At 67.9% G+C, this 23,903-nt stretch carries 16 protein-coding genes; 9 read left to right on the top strand and 7 right to left on the bottom strand.

All coding sequences use genetic code 11. The features are described from left to right. Positions 1–79: 79 nt before the first annotated feature. Entirely contained in the window at positions 80–2,269 is a 2,190-nt protein-coding gene (locus tag GLS40_RS15125) for an acyl-CoA dehydrogenase family protein (RefSeq protein WP_160383584.1), read from the top strand. Between the two features lie 18 nt (positions 2,270–2,287). On the opposite strand, the gene GLS40_RS15120 is transcribed toward GLS40_RS15125, so the two are convergent. Then, entirely contained in the window at positions 2,288–2,911 is a 624-nt protein-coding gene (locus tag GLS40_RS15120; protein ID WP_160383583.1) for a TetR/AcrR family transcriptional regulator, read from the bottom strand. A 132-nt stretch (positions 2,912–3,043) separates the two neighbouring features. Next, a complete protein-coding gene (locus GLS40_RS15115) occupies positions 3,044–4,603 on the bottom strand; it encodes a carboxylesterase/lipase family protein (protein ID WP_160383582.1) in 1,560 nt (519 codons plus the stop codon). Between the two features lie 301 nt (positions 4,604–4,904). Between GLS40_RS15115 and GLS40_RS15110 the strand changes: the two genes are divergently transcribed. From GLS40_RS15110 to GLS40_RS15100, 3 genes are read left to right on the top strand one after another with little or no spacing between them, the layout of a single operon-like run. Beyond that, on the top strand, positions 4,905–7,034 hold the full coding sequence (locus tag GLS40_RS15110; RefSeq protein ID WP_160383581.1) for an acetate--CoA ligase family protein: 2,130 nt from the start codon (positions 4,905–4,907) through the stop codon (positions 7,032–7,034). A 9-nt stretch (positions 7,035–7,043) separates the two neighbouring features. Beyond that, complete coding sequence (locus tag GLS40_RS15105) at positions 7,044–8,222, top strand: acyl-CoA dehydrogenase family protein (RefSeq protein WP_160383580.1); 1,179 nt, start codon at positions 7,044–7,046, stop codon at positions 8,220–8,222. 22 nt (positions 8,223–8,244) lie between these two features. Further along, positions 8,245–9,018, top strand: coding sequence for an enoyl-CoA hydratase/isomerase family protein (locus GLS40_RS15100; RefSeq protein ID WP_160383579.1), 774 nt, complete (start codon positions 8,245–8,247; stop codon positions 9,016–9,018). Positions 9,019–9,028: 10 nt separating this feature from the next. Here the strand turns inward: GLS40_RS15100 and GLS40_RS15095 are convergent, their stop codons facing one another. Further along, a complete protein-coding gene (locus GLS40_RS15095; protein WP_160383578.1) occupies positions 9,029–9,985 on the bottom strand; it encodes a LysR substrate-binding domain-containing protein in 957 nt (318 codons plus the stop codon). 147 nt (positions 9,986–10,132) lie between these two features. Between GLS40_RS15095 and GLS40_RS15090 the strand changes: the two genes are divergently transcribed. Further along, complete coding sequence (locus GLS40_RS15090; RefSeq protein ID WP_160383577.1) at positions 10,133–10,981, top strand: alpha/beta fold hydrolase; 849 nt, start codon at positions 10,133–10,135, stop codon at positions 10,979–10,981. 362 nt (positions 10,982–11,343) lie between these two features. Further along, positions 11,344–12,561: a CaiB/BaiF CoA transferase family protein gene (locus GLS40_RS15085; protein ID WP_328598914.1), complete on the top strand. Its 1,218-nt coding sequence runs from the start codon at positions 11,344–11,346 to the stop codon at positions 12,559–12,561. Positions 12,562–12,607: 46 nt separating this feature from the next. Here the strand turns inward: GLS40_RS15085 and GLS40_RS15080 are convergent, their stop codons facing one another. The 3 genes from GLS40_RS15080 to GLS40_RS15070 all read right to left on the bottom strand — a co-directional run bounded on the left by GLS40_RS15080 (position 12,608) and on the right by GLS40_RS15070 (position 16,616). Beyond that, positions 12,608–14,194 carry a carboxylesterase/lipase family protein gene (locus tag GLS40_RS15080; RefSeq protein WP_160383576.1) on the bottom strand — a complete coding sequence of 529 codons (1,587 nt, stop codon included), beginning with the start codon at positions 14,192–14,194 and terminating at the stop codon, positions 12,608–12,610. 92 nt (positions 14,195–14,286) lie between these two features. Further along, positions 14,287–15,537, bottom strand: coding sequence for an MFS transporter (locus tag GLS40_RS15075; RefSeq protein ID WP_160383575.1), 1,251 nt, complete (start codon positions 15,535–15,537; stop codon positions 14,287–14,289). Further along, a complete protein-coding gene (locus GLS40_RS15070; protein WP_160383574.1) occupies positions 15,534–16,616 on the bottom strand; it encodes a Zn-dependent alcohol dehydrogenase in 1,083 nt (360 codons plus the stop codon). The genes GLS40_RS15075 and GLS40_RS15070 overlap by 4 nt, the downstream gene beginning before the upstream one ends. A 273-nt stretch (positions 16,617–16,889) precedes the next feature. Between GLS40_RS15070 and GLS40_RS15065 the strand changes: the two genes are divergently transcribed. After that, on the top strand, positions 16,890–17,666 hold the full coding sequence (locus GLS40_RS15065; protein WP_160383573.1) for an SDR family NAD(P)-dependent oxidoreductase: 777 nt from the start codon (positions 16,890–16,892) through the stop codon (positions 17,664–17,666). Positions 17,667–17,709: 43 nt separating this feature from the next. On the opposite strand, the gene GLS40_RS15060 is transcribed toward GLS40_RS15065, so the two are convergent. After that, a complete protein-coding gene (locus tag GLS40_RS15060) occupies positions 17,710–18,948 on the bottom strand; it encodes an MFS transporter (protein WP_160383572.1) in 1,239 nt (412 codons plus the stop codon). A gap of 433 nt (positions 18,949–19,381) precedes the next feature. On the opposite strand from GLS40_RS15060, the gene GLS40_RS15055 reads away from it, so the two are divergent. Beyond that, positions 19,382–22,897, top strand: a complete 3,516-nt coding sequence (locus tag GLS40_RS15055) for a rhamnan synthesis F family protein (protein WP_160383571.1) — start codon at positions 19,382–19,384, stop codon at positions 22,895–22,897. A 31-nt stretch (positions 22,898–22,928) separates the two neighbouring features. Then, a complete protein-coding gene (locus GLS40_RS15050) occupies positions 22,929–23,843 on the top strand; it encodes an NAD-dependent epimerase/dehydratase family protein (protein ID WP_160383570.1) in 915 nt (304 codons plus the stop codon). The last annotated feature ends 60 nt before the right edge of the window (positions 23,844–23,903 follow it).

The following is a 23,903-nucleotide window of genomic DNA, read 5'->3' as shown; positions in this document are numbered from 1 at the left end:
GGACCGGGGGCTTCCCCCGGCCCGCGACGCTGCCCGAACCGGCCGAAACAGGGACCAATACGGCAGAACAGGGCGCCTCATGACGCAGATAGATTACACGGCCTTCGAGGCAGAGGTGCGCAGCTTTGCCGAAACTCACTGCCCCGCGGACATCCGCCAGATGGTCCGCGACAGCAAGAAGATCACCCGCGACGCCTGGTCCCGCTGGCAGAAGGTTCTGTTCGATCACGGCTGGGGCGCGCCGAACTGGCCGGTGGAACACGGCGGCACCGGATGGGATGCGCGCCAGCGCTACATATTCGACACTGTTCTGGCCGAAACCCGCTGTCCGCCGCAGTATCACCACGGGCTGCGCCACCTTGGCCCGGTGCTGATCAAATACGGCTCGCAAGAGCAGCGGGACCGGTTCATGCCCGGCATCCTCGACGGCACCGACTGGTGGTGCCAGGGCTATTCCGAGCCGGGATCAGGCTCTGACCTTGCCTCGCTGCGCACCAAGGCGGAACGCGACGGCGACGATTACGTGGTGACCGGGCAGAAAATCTGGACCTCCCACGCGCATGAGGCCGACTGGATCTATGCGCTGGTCCGCACCTCGGTCGAGGACAAGAAGCAGAAGGGCATCACCCTGCTGCTGATCCCGCTGGACAGCCCCGGCATCACGGTCAAGCAGATCCGCACCATCGACAACATTCACCATGTGAACGAGGTCTTCTTTGAAAGCGTCCGCGTGCCGGTGGCGAACCGCATCGGCGAGGAAGGCCAGGGCTGGACCTACGGCAAGTACCTGCTGTCACATGAACGTCTGGGCGGGGCGAATACCGCGCCCACCTTCCAGCTGTTCGACGGGGTGAAACGGCTGACCGAGCGGCACGGCGGATCGGCGCTGCGGCGCGCGGACATCCAGCTGCGGCTGATCGAGATCGAGTCGCGGATGCTGGGGCTCAAGGAGCAGGGCCGCGCCGCCGTCGGGGCCGCCATGCGGGGCGAGAGCCTGGGGCTGATGCCCTCGGGGCTCAAGGTGATCTCGTGCAACATTCAGCAGGCGCTGTGCGATCTGGCGATCGAGGCGGTCGGCCCGACCCATGCGGCCCGGCGCGGCACGGTCGACCCCGACCAGGCGGATGCCGAGGCGCTGCGCTGGATTTCGACCTATTTCCTGAACCGCTCGCGCACCATCGTCGGCGGGTCGGACGAGGTGCAGAAGAACCTGATCGCCGGGCAGCTCTTCAAGGGCGGACTCGACCCTGTTGCGCCTGCACTTGTGCCCGGGCCGGTGTTCGACGCGGCGTTGCGCGCGGGCACGGATGGCGGGATCAACTGGGCCGCCGTCCTTGGCATGGGCTGGCCGATGACGCTGGTGCCCGAGGACCAGGGCGGCGCGGGTGCCGGGCTGGAGGACATGGTGGCCATTGTCGAGGGCGCCGCGCGCGGCACGCTGGATCTGAACCTGGCGATGCATTGCGCCGTCACCCCGCTGCTGCTGAGCCATGCGCCCGCGGGTGCCCTGCACGACCGGCTGCTGGCGGGGCATATGGACGGCTCGGCGGTGGTGCTGACTGCCCTGCTGACCGACGAGGGCGGGCTGGACAGCCGCGATTTCAGTCTCGAACCCGGGGCGAACCCGCTGGTGTCGGGGATGCTCGGCGGGGTCGAGGCGCTGCCGGGCGCGACCCATCTGCTGCTCGCCTCGGCCGACCGGCTGCTGGCGGTGCCGCTCGACGGGGTCGGGATCGCCGAGAATGCCACGCTCGACGGGCGGCCCACGGTCGATCTGCGTTTCGGCGGCGCCCGGGCCGAGGTTCTGGCCGAAGGCACCGCCGCCGCGCGGGCGCTGAACATGGCGCAGCCGGTGGGCACCCTGCTGAGCGGGGTCGATGCGGTGGGCACGATGGTGCCGGTGATCGCCCAGACCGTGGCCTATCTGCAGGGGCGGCGGCAGTTCGACCAGCCGCTGGCCGAATTCCAGGTGCTGCGACACCGGATCGCCGACATGTACCTGACCTATCTGAACAGTTCCGCCGCCGTGTTGCGCGCGATGAACGACATGGCCGAGGGCGAGACCGCGCCACGCAGCCTGGCGATGGCCAAGCTGCGCAGCAGCCGCGATGCCAAGACGGTGGCCCACGGCGCGATCCAGCTGCACGGCGGCATGGGCATGACCGAGGAACTGCCGACCACCCGGCTGAACAAGCGCCTGCTGCAGAGCGGGTTCGACTTCGGCGATGCCATGCTGCACGCCGAACGGCTGGCGGCGGGGAACCTCTAGGGCGCCGACCCCGGGGGTTCAGCCCTCGCGGGTGACGTAAAGCCCGTTCAAGTTCATCTTGAGGAAATGGTCCGCGACCTCCTCGGCCGAAAGCGGGCCGTCGAGGCGGTGCCAGCGCGGGAGGTAGTTCAGCCACGACAGGATCATGAGGGTCATCATGCCCGCGCCCTCGTCCTTCAGGATGCCCTGGTCGATGGCGCGCTCGACCTCGACCCGCAGCAGCCCCTCGAAGTGATCGCGCAGGGCGACCATCTCTGTCCGGTCGGAAATCGCCTCGATCGACCAGAAGATGCGCGACCCGACAACCCAGCCCGAGCGGTCGGATGCGATCTGCCGGGCGCAGCCCAGCACAAAGGCCCGGATGCGGTCCATCGGCTCGTCGCTGTCCGCGGCGTCCAGCGCCGCTTCCATGTGCTGGTTCAGGCGGGTCATGCGGTATTTGACCACCGATTTCAGCAGGCTTTCCTTGTCGGGGTAGTGGTAATACAGCGCCGCCTTGGTCATCCCGCATTTCTGCGCGACATCGCGCAGCGAGGTGCCGACATAGCCCGCGACGGCGAAGAGTTCCGTCGCCGCGCGGATGATCTGCGCCTTGCGCTGGTCCGAGGGCATCTTGGTGCTGGAGGGGGCCTGTTCGGTCACTTGAATCCTTCTCCGGGTTTAGACTGCCCTATGCTCTTTGTGAGCCTTTGCCATAGTTTAGCGGTAACGTCGCGTCAAATAAAGCGATTTGCCGACCGGCAGGCGGGGCCGTTCTGGCGCCTGCCGTCCAATTTACAGGCGGGTGTAGGACCCCGCGCCGATCCGGTGTTCGGCCATCGCGGCCAGTTCCGGCCCCGGCGGATCGAAGGCAAAGGTGGGGTCGCTGTCCAGCAGCATGGTGCCGTGGCTGACGTCGTCATAGGGCGCCCAGTGCGGCAGGCCGGGATGGTTCGGGTCGCCGGTGCGGGCAAAGGCGATCCATGCGCCCATCACCGTCTCGCTCAGCGGGGCCAGTTCCGGCCCGGTGCCGACAAGTTCCTCCGCCGTGTCCATCGTGCCAAAGACAAAGGGCACCTCGATGGTGTGGATGCTCTTCAGCCGCCCCTCGCGCATCGGGCTGCGCCAGGTGAAACGGTAGAGGAAGCATGCGGCGGTGCCCTGTTCGGCCTTCATCGCGGCGACGCGCAGGGTGTTCATGCGGAACCGCTGGTCGGTCAGCATGTCGACATAGACGTCGATGGGGGTCTCGTTGCCCGCCTTGGCGTCGTACAGGTCGTAGATCCGGCTCGCCAGCGACCTGTCCATGTTCGACACCGTGGCAAAGCGGTCGATCGCGCCGTCCCGGGTGATATCGTAGATGCCGGGCAGGCTGGCCAGCCGGTACAGCGCCTCGTCCTGGCAGGTGCCGATCATCAGCGGGATCCGCGCCGACAGGCTGGGCGGATGGTCGGCAAAGGGCATCTCGGGCAGGCTGGAAACGCCCGGCACCGGCTCGAACGCGTCAAAGCCCAGATCGGCCACGGTCTTCAGCCGCGCGGCCAGCACATCGGCGGCGGGCAGGCCGCGCAGCTTGTCCGCAGTTGCCGGGGTCAGGCCGAACTGCGCCAGCAGGTGGGCGGCGGCGGTCCTGGCCTCCTCTGCCGAGACCGAGCGCATGCCGCTCGACTGCATCACGGCGCGGTGGAACAGGCCCTTGGCCGCGGGCATGCCCAGCAGGCGGCCGACCTTTCCGCCGCCGCCGGATTCCCCAAAGATCGTGACCATATCCGGGTCGCCGCCAAAGGCCGCGATGGAGTCGCGCACCCATTCCAGCGCGGCGACAAGGTCCAGCAGGCTGGCATTGGTGCTGTCGGCAAAGCTCTCGCCCGCCTCCTCCCCCGGATGGAAGAAGCCGAAGACGTTCAGCCGGTGATTGACCGTCACCACCACCACGTCACCGCGCCGGGCGAGGGCCGAACCCTCGAACCCCGGGGCCGTGCCCGCGCCGGTCGAAAAGGCGCCGCCGTGGAACCAGACCATCACCGGGCGCTTTGCCGTGTCGGGCGCGGGTGTAAAGACGTTCAGGTACAGGCAATCCTCGCTGATCGGCATGGCCGAGCGATACCAGCGCAGGGGGGCGAATTCCTCGCGCTGTTCCTGCATGGAGGATTGCGGCCAGCTGCGAGCCTCGCGCACGCCGTCCCAGGGGGTGACAGGCTGAGGCGCGCGGAACCTCAGCGGGCCGACAGGGGGCTGCGCGTAGGGAACGCCGCGAAAGACATGCACGCCGTTGCGGCGCACGCCCTGCAGGCGGCCGGCCCCGGTCGAAACGACGGGGCCCTCGGTTTCGCGGTCGCGCGCGGCGGTATCCATCCGTTTCCTCCCAGGTGTCGCCGGCCGGGCCGGCACGGTGGTCCATGCGGCAGTATACCGTTTCCGCGGCCACCTGTCGCCGCAGAGGATCCGGCGCCCCCGCATTTGACACGGATGAGAAGGGCAGGGCCCGCAGCGCCTTGGCGGTCCCGCATCGCCAGCCCCGTGATGGCGGGTCGCGGCTTGTTGACCAGTCGGTAAAACGCCGCTAACAGATCCAAAATGGCATACCATTTGGCGCGCGGGGAGGTGTGGCCGGATCGGAGCGATGCCCAGTGGCAGGGAGGCCCGGGGGGAGATCATGACCGTACAACAACCGCCGCTGACAGAGCGGTTTTTCTGGCCCGAGTCGATGGCCTTTGTCGGCGCGACTTCGGATCTGACAAAACTGCGCGGGCGGCTGTTCGCCTTCACCCGCACCACCGGGTATACCGGCAAGCTCTACCCGATCAGCAGCCGCGAGGCCGAGATCGGCGGCTATCCCTGCCACGCCCGGATCACCGATGTGAAGGCCCCGATCGACCTGGCGGTGGTGGCGGTGCCGGCGAAATACGTGCCCGACGCGGTCGAGGACTGCGCCGCCGCCGGGGCGAAGACCGTGATGATCATCTCGTCCGGTTTCGCCGAGGAGGGCGGCGCGGCAACCGAGTTGCAGGCCCGTATCCTGGACACCGCGCGCCGCACCGGCATCCGCATCGCGGGGCCGAACAGCGAGGGGTTCTGGAACGGTGTCGGCAATGTCTGCGCGACGTTTTCCCCCGTGATAGAGACACTTCCCCATGACGACATGCCCCATGCGGCGCCGCACCGGCGGATCGGCATCGTCTCGCAATCCGGCGGCATGGGGTTTGCCATCTTCACCCGGGGGCGGAACCTGGGGCTGACCTTCAGCCATGTGGTGTCGACCGGGAACGAGGCCGACCTGTCCGCCGCCGATTACATGGGGGCGATGGTCGGCGACCCCGACACCCAGGTCATCGTGATGCTCTGCGAGACGATCCGCGACGGGGCCGGGTTCTGCCGCGCCGCCAAGGCGGCGGCCGAGGCGGGCAAGCCGGTGATCGTGTGCAAGCTGGGCCGCTCGGATGCGGGCGCGCGGGCGGCGGCTTCGCACACCGCCGCGCTGACCGGCACGCATTCCGCCTATCGCGCGGTGTTCCGCAAATACGGCATCCTCGAAGCGACCGACATGGACGAGGCGGTGGCCATCGCCGCAGCCGTCGCCACCTGCCCGCTGCCGCGCGGGCGGCGCGTTGGCATCGTCACCGCCTCGGGCGGGGGCGGCACGGCGGCGGCGGATATCTTCAGCGATTTCGGCCTGTCGGTGCCCGAGCTGTCGCCCGCGCTGCAGGCCCGGATCGAAACGCTGGTGCCGCCGCATGCCTCGGCGCTGAACCCGGTCGACACCACGGCGCAGGGCCAGAGCACGGGGCCCGTCTCGGCCGAGATCTGCGAGATGATGGAGGCCAGCGGCGAGGTCGACATGCTGGTCGCCATCGTCTCGGCCGCGCGGGAAAAGTCGGTCTCGCTGGAACCCGGGCGGATCAAGGCGATCCTGGAACGGGGCGCCCTGCCGATGCTGGCCTGGACCTATACGCTGGCGTCCAAACACGCCAAGCACACGGCGGCGCAGGGCGGCAGCGTGCTGTCGACCGACGCGCGCCATGTCGGGCTGGGCCTGTCGAAACTGGCCGATTACGCCGATCACCTGCGCGCCCCGGCGGATGATGCGGGCGATCCCGGGCCGGTGCTGACCCGGCCCCCCGGCGCCCGGGTGCTGAGCGAATACGAAGCGCGGCGCTGGCTGTCGGGCTATGGGCTGGGTGGCGCGGGCGACGTTCTGGCCGACACGCCCGATGCGGCCATCGCGGCGGCCGAGGGCATGGGCTATCCGGTTGTGCTCAAGATCCAGTCCCCCGACATCCTGCACAAGACCGAGGTCGGCGGCGTTCGCGTGAACCTGCCCGACGCCGCGGCGGTCAGGGCAGCCTTTGGCAACATCGTCTCGAACACGGCGGTGCATGCGCCCGCGGCGCGGGTCGACGGGGTGCTGGTGCAGAAGATGGCGCCCCGGGGTGTGGAGCTGGTGGTCGGCGTGGTCAATGACGCGACCTTTGGTCCTATCGTGATGCTGGGCGCGGGGGGCGTGTCGGTCGAACTTTTCGGCGACGTGGTGCATTACCCCGCCCCCTTCGGCCCCGCCCGGGCCGAGGCGCTGCTGCGCGGGCTGAAATCCGCGCCGCTCTTCGACGGGTTCCGGGGCGCCGCGCCGATCGACCTGGCCCCGGCGGCAGCGCTGATCTCGCGCATCAGCCATGCGGCGGCGGCCGGGCGGGACATCATCGCCGAGATGGAATTCAACCCGGTGATCCTGCACTCCGACGGGTCGGGCATCAGCGTCGCCGACGCCGTCGTCATCTTCAGGGATTAGGACAAGGCCATGGATTTTTCACTGACCGAAGAACAGCAGATGCTCAAGGATCTGGTCCGCAACTTCATGCGCGACAATGTCCTGCCGCTGGAACCCGTTGTCCTGAAGCGCGAGGCCGAGGGCGGCGGCATGGCCATCGCGCCCGAGGAACGCGCCGCGCTGGATGCCAAGGCGCGCGAGCTGGGGCTCTATGCGCTGGACGGGCCCGAGGAATACGGCGGATCGGACCTGGACGCGGTGTCGATGATCGGCGTCTGGGAAGAGATGTCGCAAACCTGTGTCGACTACTACTTCCCGCCCGACAGTCCGAACCTGCGGATGCTGATGCAGACCTGTTCGCCCGATCAGAAGGTGAAGTATCTGGAACCCTATGCCCGGTCCGAGGCGATCAGCGCGATGGCGATCTCGGAACCCGGCGGCGGCGGCGATCCGGCGGCGATGAAGACCCGCGCCGTGATGGACGGCAACGAATGGGTGATCAACGGCCGCAAGATCTGGATCGGCAAGGCGGGCTATGCCGATTTCACCATCCTCATGGCCTCGACCGACCCAGAGAAGGGCGCGCGGGGCGGCATCTCGGCCTTTCTGGTGGACAAGGACACGCCCGGGTTCAACGTGCAGCGCCGGATCCCCATGCTGGGCGGGCGCTACACCTACGAGATCGCCATCGAGGACCTGCGCCTGCCCGCCGATGCCCTGCTGGGCGAGCTGGGCAACGGCTATGGCCCGATGCAGCTGCGCCTGTCGGTGCGCCGGGTGCAGATGGCCGCATGGTGCGCGGGCAAGACCCGGCGCGCGCTGGACATGATGAAGGAATGGGTCAAGCAGCGTAAGACCTTTGGCGATTACCTGTCCAACCGCCAGTCCATCCAGTGGTGGATCGCCGATGCCGAGACGCGCCTGCACGGGCTGCGGCTGATGATGTACAACACCGCCGCCAAGATCGACGCCGGCCAGCAGGCCCGGACGGAGTGTTCCATGATCAAGCTGGCAGGCACCGAACTGGCCTGGGACACCATCGACAAGGCGATGCAGGCCTTTGGCGCAATGGGCATGACCAAGGAGCTGCCCTTGCAGATGATGGCCAACCATGTGCGATTGATGCGGGTTTACGAGGGCCCGAGCGAGGTTCACCGTATGCTCATCGCGCGCCACGCCCTGCAGGATCGCATCCCGGGGCTGGTCTGAACGACGCCCCTGGGAGGACAGAATGAGCGACATCGAGATTACCCGCGACGGCAGCGTCGCCACGGTCGAGCTGCGGCGCGGCCCGAACAACTTCGTCGACATCCAGCTGATTGCCGAAATCGCGGATGCCTATGACGAACTGGACGCCGACATGGCGATCCGCTGCATCGTGCTGTGTTCGGACGGCAAGCATTTCTCGGCCGGGGCGAACCTGGCCCAGCGGGTGAAGGACGACGGCGACTCGATCACGCAGGAGGCGACGCGCCATCTGTACCAGGAAGCGCACCGCCTGATGTCGAATGCCAAGCCGGTGGTTGCCGCCGTGCAGGGGGCCGCTGTCGGGGCCGGGATCGGGCTGGCGCTGACCGCCGATTTCCGCGTCGGCTGCCCCGAGGCGCGGTTCTCGGCCAATTTCGCGCGGCAGGGCTATCACCCCGGTTTCGGCACGACCTACACGCTGGAACGGCTGGTCGGCCCGCAAAAGGCGACCTGGATGCATCTGACGGGCGAACGTGTCGGGGGCGAGGATGCGTTGCAGATGGGCCTCATCGACTGGCTGGTCCCGCAGGACGAGGTGCGCGCCAAGGCGCAGCAGGTCGCGGACGAAATCGCCGTGTCCGCCCCGCTGTCGCTGGTTGCCACCCGCCGCACCCTGCGCGAGGGGATGCTGGAGGCGTTCCGCAAGGCGACCTATAACGAGGCCTTCGAGCAGAGCCTGCTGCGCCCGACCCATGACTTCAAGGAAGGCGTGGCCGCGATGAACGAACGGCGCAGGCCCGGGTTCAAGGGACACTGACGGGCCGACCCTAGCGCAGGGCCAGCTCTCTCCGGTCGAATTCGGCGTCGAAGGGATCGGCCTGCGCGAATGGCCCCGAGATCTTCTCGCCCTCCTGGATCAGCCAGCGCAGGAAGGCCCGCACGCTGACCGACCCCCGGTTGCCCGAGGGGTAGAGCGCGTAGAGGTTCGGATAGGGCAGGTCGAGCCCGGGGAACGGCTCGACCAGGCGGCCGCTGCGCAGGTGCTGTTCCATCAGCTCGTGGCTCAGCAGGGCCAGGCCAAGGCCCTTGAGCACCGCCTCGATCAGCACGAAGACATGGTCGAATTTCATCCGCTTGGCCGATTTCGGCATGTTGAGGCCCCGGGCGCGGATCCAGTCGTCCCAGACGCCGGCCTGGCGCCGCCCGTCGCCGATCAGCAGCGTCTGGTCCAGCACGTCGGAGGGGTCCTTCAACCCCGCGCGTTCGACCAGTTCGGGCGTGCAGACCAGCACCCGGCGGTCGCGGAACAGGGCGCGGCATTCGAACCCGTCCCGCTGCAGCGGGGTGCGCCGCAGGATGATGTCGTTGCTGGTGACAAGCTGGTCGATCGGCTCGCGCGAGGCGGCGAGGCTGACCTCGACCGCCGGGTGGCGCTTCTGGAACTCGCCCAGCCGGGGGACCAGCCAGTGCATCGTCATCGACGGTGTGCCGCTGACCCTGACCAGCCGCGCCGCCGCCGGTTCCCGCAGGCGCGAGGTGGCCTGTGCGATCCGGTCCAGCGCGCCGCTGCATTCGGTGGCGTAGTAGCGGGCCAGTTCCGTGGGCACCAGTTGGCGCCCGTTGGTCTGGAACAGCTTGCAGCCAAAGAATTCCTCCAGCACGCGGACCTGGCGGCTGACGGCGCCGTGGGTGACCCCCAGCTCGGCGGCGGCGTTGTTGTAATTGCCCAGCCGGACGACGGCCTCGAACCCCTTGATCGAGTTCAGTGGCGGCAACTGACGCATAGTCTCCTCCCTGACGGAGCCTGCCTGCGCGGCACATACGAAAAATGCTTCGCCTATTGATAGCGGCGCGGTGTTTCCCAGCCTAACGCGGGACGGTATACCAAATCAACGGCCCTGACCCAGGTGACCGTAGCGAAAGGAGACCCGATGAACATACCTGCCCGCCTCTCCATGCCCGACCCGGTCCTGGACGATCTGGACCGCTGCAGCGAACATGTCTTCACCAGCCATGACGGCCGCCGGATCTCGTGGCGGATGTGGGGCGAGGGCATGCCGCTGGTGCTGCTGCATGGCGGGTCCGGCTCGTGGAAGCACTGGGTGCGCCAGATCGGACCCTTCGCGGCGACCCGCCGGGTGATCGCGCCCGACCTGCCCGGGTTCGGCCTGTCCGACTACCCGGCCGAGCCGGTGAATTTCGAGGAAATGGGGCGGGACGTCGCCGCCGGGCTGGACGAGGTGATGGGCGGCCCCATGACCTATGACATCGCCGCCTTTTCTTACGGCGGGTCGATCACCAGCCAGCTGCTGTTCGTGCATCCCGGGCGGCAGCGGCGGGTGGCGCTCTGCGCGGCGGCGGGGTTCGGTAAGCCCGCCATGCCGCCGATGCGCAAGGTGCGCGGGCTGCAGGGCGAGGAGCTGGTCGAAACCCACAGGTTCAACCTGAATTCGATCATGATCGCGGACCAGGACCGGATCGACGACCTGGCCCTGCGCATCCAGCACGAGAATACCATGCTGTCGCGTCTGCGGGCGCGGGACATGAACCGGGGCGTCAACCTGCTGGACGTGCTGCCGGGTTTCAGCGGAGAGGTCGCGGCCTTCTGGGGGGAATGCGATGCCTTCATGCTGGCCCGTCCGCCCACCGAACGCGGCAAGCTGCTGCGCGAGCTCAGGCCCGATGCCGAGGTGCATTACCTGCCGGACACCGGCCATTGGCTGATCTACGAGGCCGCCGACCGGGTCAATCCGCTGCTCACGGGCTTTCTGAACCGGTGACCGCCGGGCCCGCGGGGTCGCACCGGCCCCGTTTCAGGGACGGGACCGGTGGAATGAACCGCATCCACTGAAGAGCGGGCGGCTCAAGGGAGAGGACCCCGGCGTCAGGCCGCCCGGGTCCGGGCGGAGCGTCAGACCCCGCCCGAAGGCGCGTCTCACGGGTCCGACGCGATCCAGAGCCAAGGCTAGGTCAGCCAACCGGATGCCACAAATTCGTTTTCCTGCGGTCCGGCGCATCTTTTCTGCGACCCGCCGGGGGATGACCCGCCTCTGCATCCGTGTGATGCGCGGCGGCGATCTGGCGCGCCGTGCTGCGGAACGGTATTCCAGGGCAATGCGCTGAGAGACATGGCGGAGGCATCGTGACCCTGTTCGACCAGACCGGCCCCGGACGCGACGGCGCCCCGTCTTCCCCGGGGGCGCCTGAAGGCCCGCTGAGCGGCATCCGCGTCATCGACCTGACGCAGATCTATAACGGCCCCTATGCCACCTTTCTGATGGCCCAGGCCGGGGCCGATGTGATCAAGGTCGAACCGCCCGGGGGCGAACACACCCGCCGCCGCCAGCGCGACGGGGGCGGGGTGCATATCCCCCATGCGATGCTGAATTCGGGCAAGAAATTCGTGATGCTCGACCTCAAGACCGCCGAGGGCAAGGCGGGGCTGGAGGAACTGATCCGCACCGCCGATGTGCTGATCGAGAATTTCCGCCCGGGCGTGATGGCCCGGCTCGGCTTTCCGGTGGAGCATCTACGCGAACTGAACCCCCGGCTGGTCTATGCGGCCTCGTCGGGCTACGGCACCAGCGGGCCATACAGTGTCTATCCCGCGATGGATCTGGCGGTACAGGCGATGTCGGGGGTGATGAGCGTGACGGGTTTTCCCGATCAGGCCCCGGTCAAGGCCGGCCCGGCGATCTGCGATTTCAACGCCGGAACGCATCTCTACGCCGGGGTGATGACCGCCCTGCTGGAACGCGAGCGGACCGGCCGCGCCCGCACCGTCGAAGTGTCGATGTTCGAGGCGATCTACCCCGCCCTGGCGTCCAACATCGGGCTGACCGGGGGCGAGGGCGGCGGCAAGCCGGACGAGCGCACCGGCAACCGGCATGGCGGCCTGTCGATCTGCCCCTACAATGTCTATCCGGCGTCGGACGGCTGGCTGGCGATCCTGGCCAACAACAACCAGCAGTGGGACCGTCTGGTGACATGGTTCGGACAGGCCTGGGCCGCGACCGATCCCCGCTTTGCCACCATGTACGACCGGGTGGTGCATATGGACGAGGTCGACGCCCTGATCGAAAGCTGGACCCGCGACCGCCCCAAGGAAGAGCTGTTTCGCGGCCTTGCCGCCGCCGGTGTGCCCTGCGCCCCTGTGCGCGAGATCGCCGAGGTGATGCGCGACGAGCATCTGCATGCCCGCGGCGCGCTGGTCGAGGTCGACCACCCGCTGTTCGGCAGGCTGGTGCTGCCGACCTCTCCGATCATCTACGAGGGGCTGGAGCGGACGATCCGCTGGCCCTCGCGCGCGCTTGGCGCCGACCAGGACGAGGTGCTGCCAGAGCGCAAGGCGCAGGAGTAGAGACGGCTTTGCCGCGCCGGGTCTGGCCCGGCGCGGCGGATGGGTTTCAGACTGCCGCGCCCAGGGTTGCAGCGCCGGAATCGGTGGAATAGGCCGGGCAGGCCGCGATCGCCTTGCGGGTTTCGGGCAGCGGATCCATCGCAACGTGGCATTCGTCGTCAAAGATCATCGTCGGGCGGGTGGTGGTCTCGTGCACCGGCCAGTCGGGCAGGCCGGCGTGGTTCGGGTCGCCGGTGCGGGCAAAGGCCAGCCATGTGTCCATCACGCTGTCGGCCAGGGCACGCGCCTGTTCGGGCCGTCCAAGCAGCGGCGCCGCGGCCGCGACCGAGCCGAAGATGAAGGGGATGCACATGGTGTGCGGGCTCTTCAGATGCCCGTCCAGCGCGGCGGTCTTCCAGCGGAAGAGGTAGGTCCACACCGGCGCGCCGCCGGCGGCTGTGCGCAGGTCCGCCGCCTCGCGGTCGTTGCGGCGGTACATCTGTTCCGACAGGGCGCGGACAAGGATCTGCGAGGGCAGCTCGTCAGGGTGCCCGGCGCGGATATTGTCCAGCACGGCGCCCGCCAGGTCGGGCGAGGCGCGGCTGAACCCGGCAAACCTGGCGCGGGCCATGTCCATGTCGATCCTGTCGAAATCCACACCCGCAGCGGCCAGGAAGAACGACATTTCGTCCTCGCAGGTGCCGATCATCAGCGGGATATGGGCCGAACGGGCCAGCGAGGCGGGTTCGAACGGGTTGGCGGGCAGGGTGCCCGGATCGACCACGGGGCGGAAATCGTCGATGCCGTCATTGCGGGCCACGGCGCGCAGGCGGGCCTGCAGCACGGTTTCCGGATCGGCGGCCGACAGCGCCTCGGGCGTGGGATCGTCGATGCCCAGTTCCTCCAGCAGCAGGCGGGCGCAGCGGGTGGCGCGCTCGGGCGTGGCCATGCGCAGCAGGGAGGAGGCGCTTTGCACCACGGCCCGATGAAACAGCCCCTCGGCCGAGGGCATTGCCATCAGGATCGCCACCTTGGACCCGCCGCCCGACTGGCCGAAGATGGTGACATTCCCGGGATCGCCGCCAAAGGCCGCGACGTTGTCGCGCACCCATTTCAGCGCCAGCACGATATCGGTCATGCCCGTGTTCACGCCGGTATGGCCCGGGACGATTTCGGGCAGGTAGGTGAAGCCAAAGGCGTTCAGCCGGTGGTTCAGGCTGACAACCACGACGTCGCCCCGCGCCGCCAGATGCGACCCGTCCGCCCCCGGCGAGCCGCCCGAGCCCGAGATATAGCCGCCGCCGTGCAGCCAGACCATCACCGGGCGCTTGCCCGTGGCCGGGATGTCGGGGGCAAAGACGTTCAGCACCAGGCAGTCCTCGCCCGTCGGCGTCGGATCGTTGAGGAAGTTCAGCCAGTCGCCCTGCGCCATGCGGCGGATCTGCGGGCAGCGGGGGCCGCGCGCCTCGGCCCGGTAGGGGGCGGTGAAGGGCGGGCAGGGCTCTGCCGTCTCGAACCGTCGGGCGGTGCCGTAGGGGATGCCGAGGTACTGCTGCACACCCTCGACCCTCAGCCCCGAGATCGCGCCGCAGGGCGCATCCGCCACGGGGGCCGCCCCGGCGCGCCCGGTTTCCAGCATTGCGGGAATTTCCATCTGTCTTCCTCCCTGACCGGGCGCCGCGCGGGCGCCCCCTCTTTATGGTATTCCATTTTCGGGCGCGGGGCGATGCCCGGTTCCGGCTGCCCTCAGACCTTCAGGTCGCGCAGGCGGGGGGCAAAGATCCACAAGGCCACGGCAAAGACGACAACCACCGACGCCATGCCCGACATCGCCCAGCGGGCCCCGATCAGCGCCGCCAGCCCCGCCATCGCCGCCGTGCCCAGCGACACCAGCCCCCGGGTCATGATCAGGGTCGACAGCACCCGCCCGCGGTAATCGTCATCCACCACCAGCTGCAGGATCGTGCTGTTGGTCGAGTTGTAGGCGATGTGCATCGCCCCGGCGATGAAGAGGCAGGGCAAGGCCGCATAAAGCGACGGCATCGCGGCATAGGCGATCAGCGACAGGCCGAACATCCCCATGAAGGACAGCATGATCGACCCGCGCCTGGCATCGCGCTGCAGCCGCGCGGCCAGCAGCCCGCCGCAGAGCGAGCCGAGCGCGGCTGTCGAGGTCAGGATGCCCAGCCCGGTCGATCCGGCGTCAAAGACATCCTTGGCAAAGACCGCCTGGATCGACAGGTAGGGCTGGCAGAAGAAGACGGGCACCAGCCCCACGAGCACCAGCAGCAGCAGGGTCGGTTCGCGGCCCAGATAGGCAAACCCCTGCCGCATGCTGGTCAGCACCTTTTCGCGCCGCGCCTCGCGCACCGGCTTGGGCGGGATGCGGATCATCAGCAGCGACACCAGCACGAAGGTGAAGCTGACCGCGTTCACCACGAAACAGGCGGCAATCGAGAAAAAGGCGATCAGCCCGGCGGCCACCAGCGGGCCCATCACCTTGGCCATCTGGATGGTGACCGAATTCAGCGCCACCGCGCTGGCCACATCGGCGCGCGGGACAAGCTCGAAGATCAGCGTGTGCCGGGCGGGCAGGTTGAAGGCGACGACGACGCCCCGGCAGGTCGCCAGCGCAGCGATGACCCAGATGTTCACCTCGCCGGACCAGACGACGGCGGCCAGCAGGACGGACACCAGCATCGTCGCGGTCTGGGTGGTCATCAGGTACATGCGCCGGTCGTAGCGGTCGGCCATCACCCCGCCGAACATGGAAAACACCATGATCGGGATCCCCCGGCCCAGGTTCACGAGGCCCAGCATCACCGGGTTTCCGGTCACCGTGATCACCAGCCAGTTCAGCGCCACCTGGTCCATCCAGTCCCCGGTGAGCGAGATCATGTTCCCGATCCAGAACAGGCGGTAGTTGCGGTGCTTGAGGGCGGTCAGAACCCCGGCGCGGGGCAGGGGTTCGTCCTGTGGCTTGGCGGCATCCGTCATTCGAAGGTGATCACGCTCCGTGCCACCTCGCCGGCCTGAAGGGCGCGGAAACCGTCGTTGATCTCCTCCAGCTTCAGCCGGCGCGAGATCAGTCGATCCAGCGGCAGGCGGCCCTGCATGTAGAAATCCACCAGCCGGGGAATGTCGGTCGGGAACTGGTTCGATCCCATGAGCGAGCCGATGATCCTTTTCTGCCGCAGAAAGCTGCGGCCCGGGATTTCCAGGATCATGTCCGCGGGCATCACGCCCATCAGCGTCGCCGTCCCGCCCGCGCCCAGCATGTTGAACGCCTGTTCGGCCGTCGGTTTCAGCCCGATGCATTCGAAGGCGTAGTCGACCCCGCCGCCGGTGAGCTCCATCACCTGCTGCACCGGGTCGCCGTCACCGGGATTCACCGTGTCGGTCGCGCCGAATTCGCGCGCCATGTCCAGCTTGGAGGGCAGCCTGTCGATGGCGATGATCCGCAGCGCCCCGGCCAGCTGCGCGCCCATCACCGCCGACAGGCCGACGCCGCCGCAGCCGATCACGGCCACCGTGGCCCCGGGCGGCACCTGAGCGGTGCGAAAGACCGAGCCGGTGCCGGTCAGCACGCCGCAACCGATCAGGGCGGCGCGGTCCAGCGGCATGTCCTCGCGGATTTTCACCAGGGCGTTTTCATGCACCAGCAACTCTTCGGCAAAGGCGCCGAGGTTGAAGGCCTGGCCCACATGCGCGCCCTGCCGGGTCAGCCGTCGCGCGACGCCCGGCGCATGTTTCACATCGGGGTTGGCGCAGAGCACCATCTGGCCCGAGATGCAGTGTTCGCAGGTTCCGCAGAAGACCGAGAGGCAGCCGACCACGTGATCGCCGGGCTTCAGGCGGCGCACCTCGGGGCCCACGGCCTCGACCACGCCCGAGACCTCATGCCCCAGCACAACGGGCATCGGCTGGCTGACGGTGCCGTCGATGAAATGCAGGTCGGAATGGCACAGGCCCACGGCAGCGGTGCGCACCCGCACCTCATGCGCGCCCATGTTGCCCAGTGCGACGTCGGCGATGACCAGCGGCTGGCCGTGCTGTTCCAGGATCGCGGCCTTCATCCTGCGGCCTGCGTGATATGGTCTGTCATGCTCTGCCCCTTCGGTGCGGCGGAACGCGCTCCGCCAGGAATTCATGACTCCAGCATACAATTCGGCGCCGGAGCCGCAACGGATAGGCCGCCCTGCCGGGTCAGATCGCAGAGACGTGGATGATCCCGCCGGGCGGCACGCCGCTGCATCCGTGCGACCGGTGCTGAACCGGCCGTCGTTCCATTGACCGATCGGTAAGCGCCCGCATAGGCTCCGCCCGTCATGGGGAAGGGAGGAGACCACATGCAACTCAGGGACAGGATCGGCATCGTCACGGCCGGGGCCTCGGGGATGGGCCGCGCGGGGGTGCTGCGCTTTGCCGCCGAGGGGGCCGCCGTCGCGGTGGTCGACATCGACGCAGAGGCGGTGGCGGCAACCGTCAAGGCGGTGGAGGCGGCGGGGGGCACTGCGCTGCCGCTGGTGGGCGATCTGACCGACGACAGCTTTTCCCGCGACATCGTGGCCCGCACGGTCGAGGCCTATGGCGGGCTCGACTTCTTCTGGGGCCATGCCGGCCACCCCGGCCCGGCTGCGGTCGAGGATATGGACCCGGCGCTGCTGGACCTGGCAATCGACCTGAACCTGCGGACCATCGTGCACACCACCGCCGCCGCCATCCCCGAGATGCGCAAGCGCGGCAAGGGCGGGCTGCTCTACACCGCGTCGACGGCGGGGCTGGCGGGCTCGCCGCGCAGCCCGGTCTATTCGATGATGAAATTCGGTGTGGTCGGCTGGACCCGCTCGCTGGCCAAGCGGCTGGCGCCCGACAACATCCGCTGCAACGTGATTTGCCCCGGTGGCGTCGACACGCCGATGCTGCGCACCTTCCTCGCCCGGCCCGATGCGCCGCCGCCGAACATGGATCCGGACGAGATGGTCGCCGCCCGCGGCAAGCAGACCCCGCTGGGCCGCAACTGCGAGGCGGACGAGATCGCCGCGACGGCCCTGTTCCTGCTGTCCGACGCCGCCAGCTACATCACCGGCGCGGCGCTGCCGGTGGATGGCGGCATGACCGCGTGACGGCGGTGCCCCGGCCCTGCGCCGGGGCCTCGCTGCCCCGGGGCTAGAGCGTGTCTTCCAGGATGCTGCGGAAGCGTGCGAATTCCAGCAGGTAGTAAAGCATCAGGCACAGCAGAACGGTGACACCCGCGATCAGCGGGATCCGCATGCCGTAGTGATCGGATGCGACGCCGATCAGCAGCGCCCCGATGGCCGGAGAGCCGCGCATCACCAGCCCCAGCACCGACAGCACCCGCCCCCGCAGGTGGTCGGGCACGATGATCTGGGTCAGCGTCTGCCCCGACACGGCGGCCGATACCATCGTGGCACCCGTCAGCATGGCCAGCGGCAGCGCCATCCACAGCGCGGTTGAGGCGGCAAAGAGCAGCAGCACCAGACACATGGCGATGTTCGACCAGACCACGATCCGGGCCAGCCCGTGCGCGTCCTTGCGCGCGGCCAGCCACAGCCCGCCGACAATCGCCCCGACCCCGAAGGCCGAGGTCAGCGCCGCGAAATCGCCCGAGGCGCCGTTGAACGCCCGCGCCGCCCAGCCCGGCAGCAGTTCCAGCACCGGCCGCACGAAAATGCCCGAGACGATCAGCTGCAGGATGATCGCGTTCACCCCCGGCAGGGTGGCGGCATGTTTCAGCCCCTCGACCATGTCGGTCATGAAGCTCTTGCCCGAGGGCGGCGTGCGCGTGCCGTAAAGCCGGACGACGTTCAGGAACATGAAGAAGATGATGAAGCTGAGCGCGTTGATGACAAAGGCCAGCCCCATGCCGCCAAGCGCGATCAGCACGCCCGCCAGGGCCGGCCCGACAAACCGCGCGAGGTTGAAGGTGACCGAGTTGATCGCGATCGCCGCCGTCAGCCATTCCTGCGTCACCAGCCGGGGCGTGATCGACAGGCGGAACGGCTGCAACCCCCCGGTGACGAATCCGTTGAACAGGGTCAGCAGGAACAGGGGCCAGATCGTCAGATGCCCCGACATGTAGAGGATGCCCAGAACCAGCGCCTGGGCAAAGCCCAGAAGCTGGCCCAGCTTCATCACCCGCATGCGTTCCCAGCGGTCGGCGGCGGCCCCGGCGAAGGGGCCGATCAGCATGCAGGGAAACAGGTCCGCAAAGGCGATGGCGCCGACCCAGCCCGCGCTTTCGGTCAGGGTCCAGGCCAGCCAGCCGCTGGCGATCCGCTGCATCCAGGTGCCGATCAGCGACATCGAGTTGCCAAGCGTGAACAGGCCGTAGTTCCGCTGCCCGAGGACCTGGAAAATGCGGTTGAAACCTAGACTTGCGGGCATATGCCGGAACCTTTGCGCCGGGTGCCTTTCGGACCGGCCTCATGTTGCTGGCGGGCCGCGCACGGGATACCTTCGCATCCTGGCGGTGCGATCATCGGGTCCGGACGGCGGCAGGGCGCCTGTTTTATCTCGTCTTATCCCGCCCGGATTACATGCTCAACACATCTTTTTTGGTATTCCATATCCGTGGGTGCCGTGCCGCCCGATCCCGTGGCCTGGATAGGCGCGGCGCAGTGGCGGCGGATCGCGCAGGGGCGATGTCCAATCGGTACGTTTTGGCCGCCGGATCCGTGCGATTGTGGCACCCGGGGCGCGATTTTCCTGTCCTTGCGGCGGTTTGCAATGGAGTCTCGGTTTCGCATGTTGCACCGTGGCAATGTGCGAGTTAGCCGGTTAGAAGCCATTTCCAAGACACGAATTGCCGGAGCATATCTTGGCCGACCGTAATATCGACTATGACTTCCTGACGCCTCCCCTCTACAATGCGATGTCGTCGTGGGTCGAGCATGTCCCCTTTGCCATGTGGCTGATCCGGCGTGCCAGGCCCCGGGTCTTTGTCGAACTGGGCTCGCATTACGGCATGTCCTATTTTGCCTTTTGCCAGACGGTGGCGGCGCGCGATCTGGGCACCCGCTGCTACGCCGTCGACACCTGGGCGGGGGACGAACACGCGGGGTTCTATTCCGACGAGGTCTACCAGCAGGTAAAGGCCCATAACGAGGCGCATTACAGCGAATTCTCGTCCCTGATGCGGATGCGGTTCGACGAGGCGCTGGACCATGTGCCCGACAGGTCGGTCGACCTGCTGCATATCGACGGGCGGCATTACTACGAGGACGTGAAAGAGGATTTCGAGACCTGGGAGCGCAAGCTTTCGGACCGGGCCATCGTGCTGTTTCACGACACCACCGTGCGCGAACGCGGGTTCGGCGTGTGGAAGCTGTGGGAAGAGCTTGCGGGGCGCTATCCCTCGTTCAACTTCCTGCATGGCCATGGGCTGGGCGTGATCGCCCATGGCAAGACCATCCCCGCGGAGATGGCGCCCTTCTTCGACATGGCCAGGGATCCCGAGGCGGTGCGCGACCTGCGCTGGATCTTCCGCCAGACGGGCAAGCTGCTGGGGGACCGCAACACCGCGCAGGACAGTGTGAAAGACACCAAGGTGCTGGTGGCGGACCTGCGCCAGCACGTCGCCAATATCGAGGGCGGGATCGGCGCGATTCACAACCTCTTTACCGGCGACGAGACCACCGATGTCGGGGAACGGCTGCAGGCCATCCTGCAAGGCGCACAGGAGCTGACCGGACTGAACGGCGGCAACCGGATCGAGCCCGGCCAGCTGCGCGCCCGGATCGCCGCGCACAGCGAAGAGGTCGCCCGGCTTGAGGCGCAGATCGCCGAACAGAAACAGGCGCTTGCAGGGGCCGAGGCGCGCGCGGTCGCGGCCGAGGCGAACGCCCGGGCGTCGGTGGAAACCGAACGGCAGATCGCCGTGCTGGCGGCCGAGCTGGCACATGCCCGGCGCAAGGCGTTCAAGACGCTTGGCGATTACCTGAAGTTCAAGATGCTGCGCAAACTGGCGAAATTCAGCCCGCCAATTCCCTCGCGCACCGCCGCGCGGTTCGCCCGCAGCGCCTCCAAGCGCAACCCGATGCGCTCGGTCACCGAATACGCCCGGGCCGACGCGCCCGCTCTGGCCCATGCCGGTTCTGCCGTCGAAGGGCCTGCGATCCGGCCCACGGTCACCGGCGATCCGGCGCGCGAAACCGTGGTGGTCGTCAGCCATGACGCGACCCGGACCGGCGCCCCGGTGCTGGCCTTTAATCTGGCCCGCGAGCTGGAAAAGGACTTCAACGTCGTCTGCCTGCTGATGGGGCCGGGCGAGCTGCACGACGAGTTCGAGGCGCACAGCATCGCGACCTACGAGATCGACCGCCGCTTCATGACCGATGCCCAGATCGGCGAAGCGGTGAACCGGATCTGCGATTTCCACAAACCGGCCTTTGTCATCGCGAATTCGGTCGAATCCCGGCGCTGCCTGCCGCCCTTCAAGGGCCGGGGCGTGCCGACGGTTAGCCTGCTGCACGAATTCGCCGCCAATATCCGCCCGGTCACCGCCTTCCCCGAGGTGTTCGCCACCGCCGATCAGGTTGTCTTTTCGACCCGGATCACGCTGGAGAACGCGCTGGAACAGCATGCGATGGAGCGGACGCAATCCGTGCATATCCTGCCGCAGGGCAAGTGCATGATCCCCGGCTCGATGAAGAACCCCGGCGCGTCCGAGACCGAACGCGACTGGCTGCGCGGCCTGCTGCGCCCGGGCGGCAAGGACGACGATTCCTTCCTCGTGATCGGGGGCGGGGCGCTGGAATGGCGCAAGGGGCTGGATCTCTTTGTCGAGACGGCCAACCAGGTGATCAATGCCCCGGGCGGGGGCAAGTACCGCTTCGTCTGGATCGGCAACGGCTACGATCCCGAAAACGACACGCAGCATTCGGTGCATATCGCCGACCAGATCCGCCGCAGCGGCCTGGGCAGCCAGATGAAGGTCATCCGCGCCACCAGCGAGATCGAACTGGCCTATGAGCTGGCCGACCTGTTCCTGCTGAGCTCGCGCCTCGATCCGCTGCCAAACGTGACCATCGACGCGCTCTGTGTCGGCACGCCGGTTGTCTGTATCGACCGCACGACCGGCATTGCCGATTTCCTGGCCGGCGCCGGGCTGGGCGAGGCCTGCGTGGCCGACTACATGAACCCCGCGTCGATGGCGGCCCGGGTCCGTGCCCTGGCCGAGGATGCGGAACTGCATGCCGAGGTTTCGGCCAGGGGCAAGGCTGCCGCGCTGGAGCGTTTCGATTTCCCCGGCTACGTCCGCAAACTGGTGGCCATCGCCCGCAGCTCTGTCGACACCGAAAAGCAAGTCGCCAAGGATATCGACTATCTCTTGGCCTCGGGCGCGTTCCGCAAGGATTTCAACGTGCCCGCGGACCGGCGTGTGCCGTCGGACCGGGACGCCATCGCGGACTACGTCAAGTCGAACCGCGCCGGGGGCTATCCGCGCAAACCCGCCCCGGGGTTCCACCCGATCCTCTATGCCGCGCATGAGACATTCGCCGACGGCCCCGATCCCTTTGTCCGCTACCTGGAAGCGGGCCGCCCCGCGGGCCCCTGGGCCAGCCAGGTGATCGAGGGCGCGCCCGGCGCGGCGCCCAGGCCGCCCGCCGAGCTGAAGGTCGGGCTGCATATCCATGCCTTCTATCCCGACCTGCTGGCCAAGATGATCGACCGGCTGGAGGGCAACGCCAGCCGTCCCGACCTGCTGCTCAGCGCGCCGGCCTCGCAGCTGGACGCGGTGCGAGCGGCAAGTGCCGCCTATTCCGGCAAGGTGGTACAGGTGCAGTCCGTGCCCAACCGGGGCCGCGACCTGGCGCCGATGCTGACCTTGTTCGGTGCGCAGCTGGTGGCGGACTACGACGTCATCGGCCATCTGCACACCAAGAAGAGCCCGCATGTAACCGAGCGGAAATTTGTCGACAGCTGGTCGAACTTCCTGTTCGAGAACCTGCTGGGCGGGGACAAGGGCGGCGCGATGCTGGACCGGATCCTGTCGCGCATGGCCGAGGACCCGGGCATCGGACTGGTCTACCCGGACGATCCGCATATCATCAGCTGGAACCAGAACCGCCCGCAGGCCGAGCGCATCGCGCGCATGATGGACCTGCCCGCGCTGCCCGATCAGTTCAACTTTCCCATCGGTTCGATGCTCTGGGCGCGCAGCGCGGTGCTGAAACCCTTTGTCGATCTGAACCTCGACTGGTCCGATTATCCAAGCGAGCCGATCCCCATCGACGGCACCGTGCTGCATGCCATCGAGCGCCTGTTCGGCGTGGTTCCGGGCATGAAGGGCCTGAGCACGGCGGTAACCAACGTGCCCGGGGTGACCCGATGACCGGCGCGGGAACAGGCCCGGAGCAGACGGCGTGAAGGTTCTGGTGATCGGCGGCTGCGGCTTCATCGGTTCGCATGTGGTGGATGCCCTGATGGGCGCGGGCCATTCGGTGCGGGTCTATGACCGCCAGCCGGAACGCTTCCGCGCACCGATCAAGGGGGTCGAATACATCTTTGGCGATTTCTCGGACCGGATGACCCTGGCCGAGGCGATCTCGGGCACAGATGCGGTGTTCCACCTGGTCAGCACGACCTTTCCCGGCACCGCCGATCTGGACCCGCCGACAGACGTGACCGAGAACCTCGTCGGCACGCTCAGGCTGATGGACACGATGCTGGGGCTGAACGTGCGGCGGCTGCTCTTCATGTCGTCGGGCGGGGCGATCTACGGCATCCCGCAGGTCACGCCCACGCCCGAGGATCATCCTCTGCGCCCCATCGGCTCCTACGGCATCGTCAAGGCGGCGATCGAAAGCTACCTTGAGATGTACCGCCGCACGCGCGGGCTGTCGCCGGTGGTGATCCGCGCCTCGAACCCCTATGGCCCGCGCCAGGGGCATGTGGGGGTGCAGGGCATCGTGGGCACCTTCCTGCGCAAGGCGTTCCAGGACGAAAGCATCGAAATCTGGGGCGACGGCACCGTGGTGCGCGACTACCTGGCGGTGACCGACCTGGCCGACCTCTGCGTGCGCGCCGGAACGTCGGAGCAGACCGGCGCCTATAACGGCGGCAGCGGCAAGGGCGTGTCGGTGAACGAGATCGTGGCCCATATCGCCGCCGTCACCGGCCGCAAGCTGGACGTGACGCACAAGGCCGCGCGCCCGGTGGATGTGCCGCGCTCGATCCTCGACTGCACCCGGGCCGAGGCCGATTTCGGCTGGCGGGCGCAGTGCTCGATCCGGCAGGGCATCGCCGACACCTGGGACTGGATGCAACGGCAGGGCTGATATTGACACCCGCCCCGGGCGCGCTGATCGTGGCCGCGGACCGCGCCACGGGGAGAGGCG

Origin of the sequence: Pseudooceanicola pacificus (assembly GCF_009789075.1) — a bacterium.
Lineage (GTDB): Bacteria > Pseudomonadota > Alphaproteobacteria > Rhodobacterales > Rhodobacteraceae > Pseudooceanicola > Pseudooceanicola pacificus.
The sequence above is the reverse complement of the archived record's forward strand: the minus strand, read 5'-3'. Positions and strand labels throughout refer to the sequence as shown.